The organism is Segetibacter sp. 3557_3 (assembly GCF_004354985.1).
GTDB lineage: Bacteria > Bacteroidota > Bacteroidia > Chitinophagales > Chitinophagaceae > Segetibacter.
The window spans coordinates 461,442-473,312 of record NZ_SMSK01000002.1 but is presented as its reverse complement, the minus strand read 5'-3'; the positions used below and the strand labels follow the sequence as shown (position 1 = coordinate 473,312).

The window sequence follows — 11,871 nt, the reverse complement described above, 5'->3', positions numbered from 1 at the left end:
AATTATGGTAAGAACCCCGGCGATGGGAGCACTAAAGATGAACCGAGCGTGGCAACGGCTGCTAAACCGGAGTGGATACTGCCGGTCACCAAAAGCATTACTATTGTAAGAGAAAACGCTATCCCGTAACAGGATCTATATTATAAGAGGTCGTTTAGTATTTCGTGGCCGAGTTTGTCCTTTTTTGTTTGCAGGTATTTCTGATTGTGGGGATTGGGTTTGATGTGCATGGGAACGATATCGACAATTTCGAGGCCGTACCCCTTTAAGCCAGCGCGTTTTTTTGGATTGTTGCTCATCAGCCTCAATTTTGTGACGCCCAAAGAACGTAATATCTGCGCCCCTACCCCATAGTCGCGTTCATCCATACCGAAACCCAGATGAATGTTTGCCTCAACGGTATCCATACCTTCTTCCTGGAGTTTATAAGCTTTTAGCTTGTTAACAAGGCCAATTCCGCGCCCTTCCTGGTTCATGTATACAATTACGCCTTTGCCTTGTTCGTCAACCATGCGCATTGCCTTGTGAAGCTGTTCGCCGCAATCGCAACGGTAACTGCCAAGAATATCGCCGGTGAAGCAGCTGCTGTGCACACGGGTAAGCACGGGTTCACCCGGCTCCCAACTGCCTTTTACCAATGCAAGGTGCTCGCTGCTGGTTGTTTTTTCGCGGAAGGCAATCAATTTGAAGTCGCCAAACTTAGTGGGCATGTCGACCCGTACGATTTCCTCGATAAGTGTATCTTTTTTAAGCCGGTATTCGATGAGGTCCTTTATAGAAACGAGTTTGAGATCGAATTTGCGGGCAATTTCTTCCAATTGCGGAACACGCGCCATGGTTCCGTCGTCGTTGATAATTTCGACCAATACACCAGCAGGTTCATGACCCGCCAGGCGTGCAAGATCGATGGTGGCTTCGGTGTGACCCGTTCTCCGTAGTACCCCGCCTTTTTTCGCGCGTAACGGAAATATATGACCAGGGCGCCCGAGGTCACCCGGAACTGTTCCAGGGTCAATTAGTGCCTGCACGGTTTTACTCCTGTCGTGTGCTGAAATTCCGGTGGTACAGCCGTTACCTAAAAGATCGACCGAAACCGTAAATGGAGTAGCGTGAAGGGAAGTGTTACTATTCACCATCAGTTCAAGGCCAAGCTTGTCGCAACGCTCTTCTTCGAGGGGTACGCAAATAAGTCCACGGCCTTCCTTGCTCATAAAATTAATAACCTCGGGGGTTGCATTTCGTGCGGACGTAATAAAGTCACCCTCATTTTCCCGATCTTCGTCATCAACTACAATTACGAGCTTGCCCTTCTTTATATCTTCAATTGCACTTTCAATACTATCTAACATAAACACATTTTACCGGGCAAATTTACGTTCATTATTCTAATGTATTGGTATTAGCCTTTTACCTGTTTTTGCTGCAGGCAGGCAGATATCACCGTGCGCGATGCATCTAAATCTGATCCCGGATTGTCATGTTAAATGAAAATAGTATGTTAACATCATCTGCATAGCCTTAATATTTTATTCAGTTTCTTTGCAGAAATAATCACCTTAAGCACATGTTGAAAAGAAGAATTCTACAGCTATTGGTCGTTTTAATCACACCTTTTGCGCTGGCCGCACAGGTAACGACAAGTAGCATTTCAGGAGTCGTTGGCAATGCAACTGAGAAGCTCGCAGGGGCAACGATAACGGCGACTCACCTCCCTTCGGGAACCGTATATCGTACCGGCAGCCTTGCAAAAGGTGTTTACAACCTGGTTAACCTTATACCTGGTGGGCCATACAGGGTTGAGGCATCGTTTGTGGGCTACACTACGTTTACACAAGACAGCATCATGCTGTCGCTGGGCGAAAATACCCGGGTTGACATTGACCTGAACTCATCCGGTTCAAGGCTTTCTGAGGTAGTTGTAACAACAAACGCAGCCGGCGCAAGAAGGCAAACCGGCGCATCTACAAGCATTAGCCGGGCACAAATTGCAGCCCTGCCCTCCCTAAGCAGGAGCTTGCAGGATTATACCCGTCTTACCCCACAGGCAAATGGCAACTCTTTTGGTGGTGCACACAACAGGTTTAATAATATTACCATCGACGGTGCGGTAAACAACGACGTTTTTGGTCTTTCGTCATCTGGTGCACCGGGCGGACCTGCCGGAACAACACCAATCTCTTTAGATGCGATCCAGGAAATACAGGTTGTACTTGCGCCTTATGACATTACTTACGGCAATTTTACCGGCGGTGGTGTAAACGCGGTTACGCGTTCTGGAACCAATAAGCTTGATGGTTCGGCTTACTACTTTGTGAGGAACCAGAACACCATTGGCTCTGACCCTATTACCAAGGTAAAGTCGACCGCTTTCACCGACAAGCAATATGGTGTTCGCCTTGGCGGTGCTATTATACCCAATAAATTGTTCTTCTTTATCAATGGCGAAATGACGCGGAGAACCGCTCCTACACTTTACAATGCAGGCGAGCAGGATGCATTGTTGACAACTGCAGAGGCCCAGGACCTGGCAGAATTTGTAAATACCAAATACCAGTACGATGTAGGTAATATCACTCCCTTTGCTGCAGCTACAGAAAGCAATAAGCTTTTCGGAAGACTTGACTGGAACGTTACCGAAAAACACCGTTTAACGCTCAGGCACAATTTCATTGACGCCTTTGACGACAACATTTCACGTTCGCGCACCCTTTTCCGTTATGGAAGCAATGCTTACCGGTTTGCAAACAAACAGAACATCACTGTTGCTGAGGTAAGAAGTCGCTTTAGCAACCGGGTGTCTAATAACCTTATTCTTGGTCTTCACCGCATCCGCGACGCCCGTTCTTTAACCGGACCTACTTTCCCTTTTGTTGAGATCAACAAAGGCTCAGGTGTTATCCAGTTTGGTTCTGAGAGGAGTTCTGTTGCAAATGAGCTTGACCAGGATATCTTCGAAATCACCGATAACCTTAAAATCTTCCGTGGCAAACACACCTTCACGGTTGGTACACACAACGAGTTTTTCAGGTTTAGAAACCTTTTCATTAATAACGTAAACGGACGTTGGTCTTTTGCGAGTATCCAGGATTTTAAAAACAACAACCCACGCCAGGTACAGATCACCTCTTCGAACATTCCAGGTGATCCAAGACCTTCGGCCCGGTTTGCAGCTGCACAACTGGGTTTCTATGCACAGGATGAGATCCAGGTGAATTCAGCTTTCAGGATCACTATGGGTATCAGGGCAGACATGCCGGTGATCCAGGATGCACCTGGTTTTAACAAACAGGTTGACTCAACTTTTGGTGGAAAATACTCGACTTCATATGTTCCAAACAAGCAATTGCTCTGGTCGCCACGGGTTGGCTTTAACTACGACGTTGAAGGCAATAAACGTGTGATCCTTCGTGGTGGTGCGGGTATCTTCACCGGTCGTGTACCGTTTGTATGGATATCAAACCAATTTACGAACACTGGCTTATTGTTCAACACGGTGAATATCAGTGACAATGCCAATACACCTGCAAACGAAGTGCTGACCGCAATTCCAGGTGGATTTCAGCCTGATCCAAACAAGCAAAGTTCATTGGGTACTGCCGGCCGTACTTTCGAAACAAACCTGATCGACCGGAACTTTAAGTTTCCACAGGTTGCGCGCTTTAACCTTGCCACAGATGTAAAGCTACCCCTTGGTATCAACGCAACATTTGAAGCGATGTATTCTAAAACCATCAACAACGTATTGTACAAGGATGTAAACCTTGCACCGACCGTTGGCATCGTTGACCAGGCATACAACAATGGTTTCGACAAAAGGGTGGCTTACTCTTCCTCTACAAACACGGGTGGCAGAAGATTAAATCCCAACATTACCAACGCCATCCTGATTAGCAATACTGATAAAGGTTATTCTTACAACCTGACCGCGCAGTTTAGCAAGAACTGGAAGAATGGTTTTGCATCCCTGGCGTACAACCACAACGACGCTACTGAGATCAACAGCGCAGCTAGTTCTACAGCCCTCTCGAATTGGGAATTCACCCAGGTTGTCGGAGATGCGAACAATGCACCATTGGCAACATCGAACTATGCGCTTACCCATCGTATCACCGGTGTTTTCAGCTATAACGTGAACTATACCAAATACCTGAGAACGTCTATTGCCTTGTTTTACTCCGGCAACTCCGGCCAAAGAATGACATACCTTGTGAATGGTGATCTTAACAGCGACGGGCGTTTTGGTAACGACCTGGCTTACATTCCAAGGAATCTTTCTGAGATCAAGTTTGTGGACCAGCTAAACGGTGCGGGTACTGCAGTTTCAAGAACTGCAGCGCAGCAGGCTGAAGATTTTGACAAGTATGTTACGGCAAACAAATACCTGAATAGCCGCCGCGGAAATTATACAGAAAGAAACGGCAGCAGTACACCATGGGAACACGTAATTGACATGCGCTTTGCACAGGACTTTTACATCACCACAAACGACGTAAAACACACCCTGCAGATCACATTCGACGTGTTTAATTTTACCAACCTGTTAAACCGCAGCTGGGGCAGACAGTATAATGTTAGCAACCAGGCTTATAACCTGTTATCGGTTATCAACAGAACCAGCGGAGCGTTTGCTGGAAAAGGATACAACTTTAATCCACAAGATCCATGGAGCGTAACCTTCGGTTCAAGGTTCCAGGGACAACTTGGTCTTCGTTACTCATTTAATTAGTCGTTACTGTAAAAGTTACAACAGCCCCCACCCAACAAGGTGGGGGTTTTTATTTGATGGTATGACCGTATTTAGGTCTTGAATAAAAACCAGATGCAGGACCGCCACTCCATATGCTATTTATATCAGGCTACTAAAAATAGGCCCCTGTATAAGCATCGGAGTTGCACAAGAGCTTGTCTTAGCCCGTAGATCTGCTGCTGTATCATGACATTATCGTTCTCACTATAACCGGGAGCGATGTTATACAAACCTCCAAAACATGAAAACAACAACTGCCTTAGTGTGGATGTTCCTCATCCTACTTTCTTTGCAATCCTTCGCACAGGAGACCACATCTGAAATACGCGGCATAGTCTCAGATCAGAATGGTGGTGTAGCAGGAGCAACCGTGACTGCCACGCATACGCCTACGGGCACCAAATATTCTACGACAACAAGAAGAGATGGGCGTTACAATTTACCCAATGCGAGGATTGGCGGGCCATATGAAATCACTGTTTCATTTGTGGGTTATAAAACCGAAACGCAACAGAACGTCACCTTGTTACTCGGCCAGGAGTTCAACGCTGATATCAAGCTGATGCCCTCAAGTGCATCGCTGGAAGGTGTTACCGTTGTTTCAACGAGGCCCGACAGGGTTTTCAATAGTAGCAGAACCGGCAGCCAGGAGATTATAAGCCGGTCGCAAATTGAGCGGCTGCCAACCATAAACAGGAGCCTGCAAGACTTTACAAAGCTGACCCCGTCATCGAATGGCCAGAGTTTTGGGGGGAGGAACAACCTTTACAATAATGTCACCGTCGATGGAGCCAATTTTAATAATGCGTTTGGACTATCGTCGACCTTAGGTGGACAAACAAATTCACAGCCGATAAGCCTTGATGCGATTGACCAGATACAGGTAAACGTTTCGCCTTATGATGTGCGACAAGGCGGTTTCTCCGGAGCCGGGATCAATTCCGTTACCCGAAGCGGAACAAACCAGTTTAAAGGTTCGGTTTATACCTATATCCGGAACCCGGAGTTGCAGGGGTACAGGGTTCGGACCAGTACTGTTCCCAAACCGGTTTTTGAATACAATCTGAGGGGAGTTTCCTTTGGTGGTGCGATCGTTCCAAATAAGTTGTTCGTGTTTGTGAGCGGCGAGCAGGAACGGATCAGTCAACCAGCTACGGGACTGGTTGCAAATAAACCCGGGCAAACAGCAGTCCCGGGCATTACTTCACAGGCGATAGCAGATACGCTCGATGCGTTAAAACAGTATCTCATTACCAAGTTTGGATACGATCCTGGTGTATACCAGGATTACAATTATCGAACACACAGCGACAAGGCCACCATTCGACTCGACTGGAACATCAATGAGTCAAACACCTTTACCATCAAATACAACTACTTAAAATCGCTGCGCGACATTACGGCCAGCAACAGCGGAGCAGTTGGTTCAAGACAACCTTCAAATACCGGCCTGCCTTTCAGTGGTAACGGATATACAATTAATAACAACTTCAACATTGTTATCGGGGAGTTGAACACCAGGTTCAGCAGCCGGTTCAGCAACAAGTTACAGGTTGGATATACGGCACTTAGGGATTTCCGTTCTCCCCTTGCCAGTGGAACCTTTCCACTCGTTGACATTTTAAATGGCCAGGGCGCAACTTATACGAGCTTCGGGTATGAGCCATTTACCTACAACAACCTGCTGAATACGGATATCCTGCAGCTATCGGATATTTTTACTTACTACACCGGTCGCCACGAGTTTACCTTTGGCACACAGAACTACAAAAAAACGTTTAAGAACGGCTTTGCACCAAATTACCAGGGATTGTACGTGTTTAACTCGCTTACCGATTTTTACAATAGTGCGAACCTTGGAACCGCGAATGCCCGAAGCTACCTCCTATCTTATGCCCTTACCAAGGACGGATCTTTTCCTTTTGCAAACATCGGTGCTACGGAATTGGGATTTTTTGCACAGGATAAATGGCGGGTACAAGACAACTTCACGCTAACCTACGGACTGCGTATCGACGCACCCATCTTTGATGACAATTTTGAATCTAATCCAAATGTGCCCGCGCTCATTTTCCGCGACGGCAAATCCTATGACGTTGGACAAAAGCCAGGCACAAACATCCTGGTTTCACCACGCGTTGGTATCAATTGGGACGTATTTAAAAACCAAAAGACACAGGTTCGCGGTGGTGTAGGTTCGTTCTCAGGTCCACCTCCATTTGTTTACATCAGCAACCAGGCAAGTAATAACGGGGTTCAGTTTGGTTCCGTTGTTACGAGCAATGTCGCTTTTAACCCTGATGTAAATGCTTATCGTCCTGCAGCGGGTGCGGCCAATACTTCGTATAACCTGGTCTTTACGGATAAAGAATTCAAATATCCGCAGGTTTTGAAAGCAAGTTTAGCGGTTGACCAGAAACTACCGGGGAACATCGTTGCTACAGCCGAGTTCACCTATTCAAAAGAGATCAATGCGGTGAATTTCGAAAACGTAAACCTGGGAACAACCGGGACCCAGTTTGCCGGACCAGATACTAGAACGCGCTTTTCGTCGCAGCGGATATACGGACCTATACCAGCAACGGGAGCAAATGCCGGCACGCAGAACACTGTCACCGATCCAAATATCAGCAGTGCCATCCTGATGCAGAATTACTCCAAAGGTTATGCTTCCGTAGCAACCCTTCAATTGCAGAAAACTTTCCGTAACCTGTACACGAGTGTTGCCTACACCTATACCGATGCAAAAACACTCAACGACGGCGGGTCAATTGCACAGAGCATGTGGAGGGACCGGCCGGTAAGTAATGACCCGAATGCTGCAGAGCTCGGCTACCCTAACTTTTACCAGCCACACCGTGTGATCGCCCAGGCATCGTACCGGAAAGAGTACGGCAAACACTATGCAACATCAATAGGGTTGATATTTGAGGCCGCACCAAGTCCTTCAAGCACAAATATTCCGCAAACAGGTGCGGTTTCATATACCTATACCGGCGACCCGAATAATGATGGCACAGGCGGTAATAATGACCTCATTTACATTCCCCGTAACCAAAGCGAAATCATCCTTGTTCCGGTAAATACGGGTGGAGGGGTTATCACCGATACCCGTACACCTGCACAGATATGGAACCAGCTAAATAACTTTATTAGCCAGGATCCGTATATGAGTACCCATCGCGGACAAGTTGCAGAACGCAACGCGGTTGTGCTCCCTTATTTTAAGCGTCTTGATCTCAACATAACACAGGACTTTTATTTCAATACCGGAAAAGACCGCCATACATTGAGGGTCTCTTTCGACATGATCAACCTGGGTAACTTCGTTAATAAGAATTGGGGAATAAGCAAGACGGTATCCACACCATTTAATACAAGCCAGAACGCGGCAAGCTTCCTCAAATATGAAGGCCTTGTTTCAACTCCCGGCGATCCAAACTTTGGTAAACCCCGGTACTCTTTTCCTTACCAGGATGCAGCAAATCAAATCCCATTTGTAAACAGCTTCCAGGACAATACCGCAATCTTTTCGCGCTGGCAGGGTCAGCTGGGAGTGAGATACCTTTTTAATTAATGGTTTAGGTTAGCGGTATTGGGTATTGAGGTATATGGTATTGAGCTATATGGTGTGAGTGAAGATTAAAAAGTAAAAAGCGGCTGTTGGCCGCTTTTTACTTTTTAGTTATACCTAATACCGTAATAGCCCATACCTTGAACAACGCTTATCTTCCCCAGCCCCATTTTAAAAAGTCAGGCAGGGCCCGTGCCCAGCTCTCTACGTCGTGCCGCCCGTCTTTTAACTCAAGGTAACGGATATGCTTATCGGTGTATCCCTTAAGTTTGAGTTGAAGGATCATATCGAGTGTATCATCTATCGAATCGATTACCCCATTGTTGTTACGGTCATTTTCCTCGTCGAGCGCACCACATTGAAAAAAGAACTGTAACCACGGATGAAGCTGACCTTTGCGAACCTGGAGGTGCATGATACGGTCCAGTTCATCGTCGTAGCCTTCATCATATGCTTTGCGTCGCCACCATAAGGAGCCACTAAAAACACCCACCTTCGAAAACTCGCTTGCATGATTCCAAACGATATCCATGGCGCTAAGTCCACCAAGCGAAAATCCCGCGAAGGACTTTTCTTTGAAAGATGGTATATGATACGTTTTCCGGATAAAAGGCAACAGTTCATCGAAGATAAACTTCGTGTATAAACCTGCTCTTGCACCTCGTCCCTTATAGTCGGCCTGGCATTCCGTACCATATTCCATTTTGCGGTCAGGACCGCAATGTACCCCTACGCAAATCAATGGTTCAATAGCCCCGTTGATCATCAACTTGTGCAGGATCTCCGCGAAGTCGATTTTTAGTAGGTCCTGGCCATCGTTGAGCAGTAAAAGATTTAAGTTACCGGTATGTGCCACATTGGTTGGCAGGTAAGTGTCGATGATAACCTGTCGTTCCAGAAAGTCGGAAGCAATCTCATTTTGTTCTACGAGCACTGAATATCCGCTGCGTTCTTCAACTTGTAAATACTGCTCATCCATATGTTCAAAAATAGCGAATTAGCCAAAAGGGTATGGCAACAAACATTTTTAATGCTATGTGAGTTCAGTGAAAAATACTTTGGTATATTGGGAGGGTTACTCAGACCTTCCAGAATAAACTTCCTATATCCTTCTCCTTTAAACTGTTCAGCTTTCAAGTGCCTGACTTGGAATGATTATTATGGGTGTTTTTAAGTCGCATCGAGGCAAGACATTACAAACCAAAACCAACCATTTATGAAAAAAATCGGAATGCTGTTTGGCAAAGAAAGAAGTTTCCCGGAAGCTTTTATTGACAGGGTGAACAGTAAACAAGTAGATGGCATTACTGCCGAAGCTGTTAAAATCGACAAGGTGATGCAAGGCGAACCCACCGAATATGCTGTTATATTCGACCGCATCAGCCAGGACGTGCCATTCTACCGTGCTTATCTCAAAAATGCGGCGCTTACCGGAACAACTGTAATCAATAACCCTTTCTGGTGGAGTGCCGATGAAAAGTTTTTCAACAATTGCCTGGCAACAAAAATTGACGTTCCGGTTCCAAAAACCGTAATTCTACCTTCAAGGGATTTACCAGATGATACAAGTGACGGTTCATTCAGCAACCTTGCATACCCCCTTGACTGGGAAGGCATTTTTAAGTACGTGGGATTTCCTGCCTACATGAAACCATTTGCAGGCGGAGGATGGAAGAATGTTTATAAGCTGGAAAGTATAGATGACTTTTTTGATAAGCATGCCGAGACCGGCCAGTTGGTAATGATGCTGCAGGAAGAAATTGTGTTTACTGAGTACTACCGGTGTTATTGCATAGGAACGAAACACGTGCGGATCATGAGTTATGAGCCACGGAACCCCCACCACCTTCGCTACGCTGCCGACTTCCAGCCTGATGAGTCCAAGCTTAAGCTTATGGAAGATATTGTCGTAAGAATTTGCACCTATCTTGGATACGACTTTAATACGGTTGAACTGGCATGGCGTGATGGTGTACCATATGCAATTGACTTTTGCAACCCGGCACCCGATGCGGAAAGAACAAGTGTCGGCCAGGAAAACTTCGACTGGGTTGTTGAAACCTCAGCAAATTATGCGATTGAAAAAGCACAGGAAAACAAATCCGGCGCAGACAACCTTACCTGGGGCGAATATGTAAAACGCAGTACCAGTGGTCAGCCGTTGTACTAGCTCAACGTAAAGCCAGTCGATCAAGAGTACAGCAGTATTTACTTTACCATCAACCCAGCGGTGCTTCGCGCAAAGCCTTAAGGGCTCAACAAACTACTTATAATATGGGCAATATCAGTTTCAAGCATTTTACATTAGGTGTTGAAGAAGAATATATGGTCATAGACCCGACCACCCGTGAACTAAAAAGTCATGAGCAGAAGATTGTTACCGAGGGTCAGAAGGTGATCAAGGATAAAGTAAAAGCAGAGATGCACCAGGCCGTTGTTGAGGTGGGTACGGATATCTGTGAAAACATTGAAGAAGCGTATAAAGACGTTTCTGTACTGCGCCACACCATTTCCAAGATTGCCGGCGACCTGGGTTTGTGGGTTGGCGCCGCGGGAACCCATCCATTTAGCCATTGGGAAAGTCAGCTGATTACCGACCATGCACGTTATGCAGATATCGTTAACGAATTGCAGGAAGCCGCGCGCAGCAACCTGATCTTTGGCTTACACGTACACGTGGGCATGGAAACACGCGAGATGGCCATTCATATCGCAAATTCGGCCAGGTACTTTCTCCCACACGTTTATGCACTCAGCACCAACTCTCCTTTCTGGGAAGGGCGTTTGACCGGTTATAAATCCTTCCGGACTAAAGTCTTCGACAAGTTTCCGCGTACCGGCATTCCCGATCACTTTGAAAGCATTGAAGACTACGACAATTATATAAAGCTGCTGGTTAAAACAAACTGCATCGACAATGCCAAGAAGATATGGTGGGACCTCAGGGTCCATCCTTTCTTCAACACAGTGGAGTTCAGGATTTGCGACGTGCCGATGACAATCGATGAAACCATAGCCATTGCAGCCCTGTTTCAGGCGATCTGTGCCAAGTTGTACAAGCTGCGGATGCAGAACCTGAACTTCATGATGTACCACCGCAGGCTGATCATGGAAAATAAATGGCGCGCCGGCAGGTATGGTATCGATGGTACCATGATCGACTTTGGAAAAGAGTCCGAAGTAAATACCCGGGTCCTCATTTATGAATTGCTCGACTTTGTTGACGACGTGGTGGATCAACTTGGTAGCCGCTCTGCTGTAAATTACGTAAACAGAATGATCGAAAATGGTACAGGTGCCGACAGGCAACTGGCGGTTTATAACGAAACAAAAAGTCTTGTAAGCGTTATGGACTACATCCATGATAGCTTTCTGAGAGTGTAAGTACAACGATTTCGAACTCGAGAATATCCAACGCCCCGGCCGCCAAATGTGTTTCGGGGCTTTTTTATGTACATACCGCAAGCTTTCTGCTGAAAATTCTTATTTTATCAGGCAGCATTTCATCGGCTGCACCTATCTGTGTGTGAACCATCGAAAACGTATGTAA

6 protein-coding genes are annotated in these 11,871 nt (G+C 46.3%); 4 read left to right on the top strand and 2 right to left on the bottom strand.

Going from position 1 to position 11,871, the window contains the following annotated elements:
* Window positions 1-140 precede the first annotated feature (140 nt).
* Entirely contained in the window at window positions 141-1,349 is a 1,209-nt protein-coding gene (locus EXU57_RS06310; protein ID WP_133267327.1) for a bifunctional 3,4-dihydroxy-2-butanone-4-phosphate synthase/GTP cyclohydrolase II, read from the bottom strand.
* Between the two features lie 215 nt (window positions 1,350-1,564).
* On the opposite strand from EXU57_RS06310, the gene EXU57_RS06305 reads away from it, so the two are divergent.
* Together EXU57_RS06305 and EXU57_RS06300 are read left to right on the top strand one after the other, a co-directional pair.
* Window positions 1,565-4,726, top strand: coding sequence for a TonB-dependent receptor (locus EXU57_RS06305; protein WP_133267326.1), 3,162 nt, complete (start codon window positions 1,565-1,567; stop codon window positions 4,724-4,726).
* Window positions 4,727-4,988: 262 nt separating this feature from the next.
* Window positions 4,989-8,324 (top strand): TonB-dependent receptor, encoded by a 3,336-nt coding sequence (locus EXU57_RS06300; RefSeq protein ID WP_165958047.1) that lies wholly within the window; start codon window positions 4,989-4,991, stop codon window positions 8,322-8,324.
* 148 nt (window positions 8,325-8,472) lie between these two features.
* Here EXU57_RS06300 and EXU57_RS06295 read toward each other — a convergent pair whose 3' ends face one another.
* A complete protein-coding gene (locus EXU57_RS06295) occupies window positions 8,473-9,300 on the bottom strand; it encodes an alpha/beta hydrolase (RefSeq protein ID WP_133267325.1) in 828 nt (275 codons plus the stop codon).
* Between the two features lie 237 nt (window positions 9,301-9,537).
* Between EXU57_RS06295 and EXU57_RS06290 the strand changes: the two genes are divergently transcribed.
* Complete coding sequence (locus tag EXU57_RS06290) at window positions 9,538-10,491, top strand: RimK family alpha-L-glutamate ligase (protein WP_133267324.1); 954 nt, start codon at window positions 9,538-9,540, stop codon at window positions 10,489-10,491.
* Window positions 10,492-10,595: 104 nt separating this feature from the next.
* Entirely contained in the window at window positions 10,596-11,705 is a 1,110-nt protein-coding gene (locus EXU57_RS06285) for a carboxylate-amine ligase (RefSeq protein WP_133267323.1), read from the top strand.
* Window positions 11,706-11,871 lie beyond the last annotated feature (166 nt).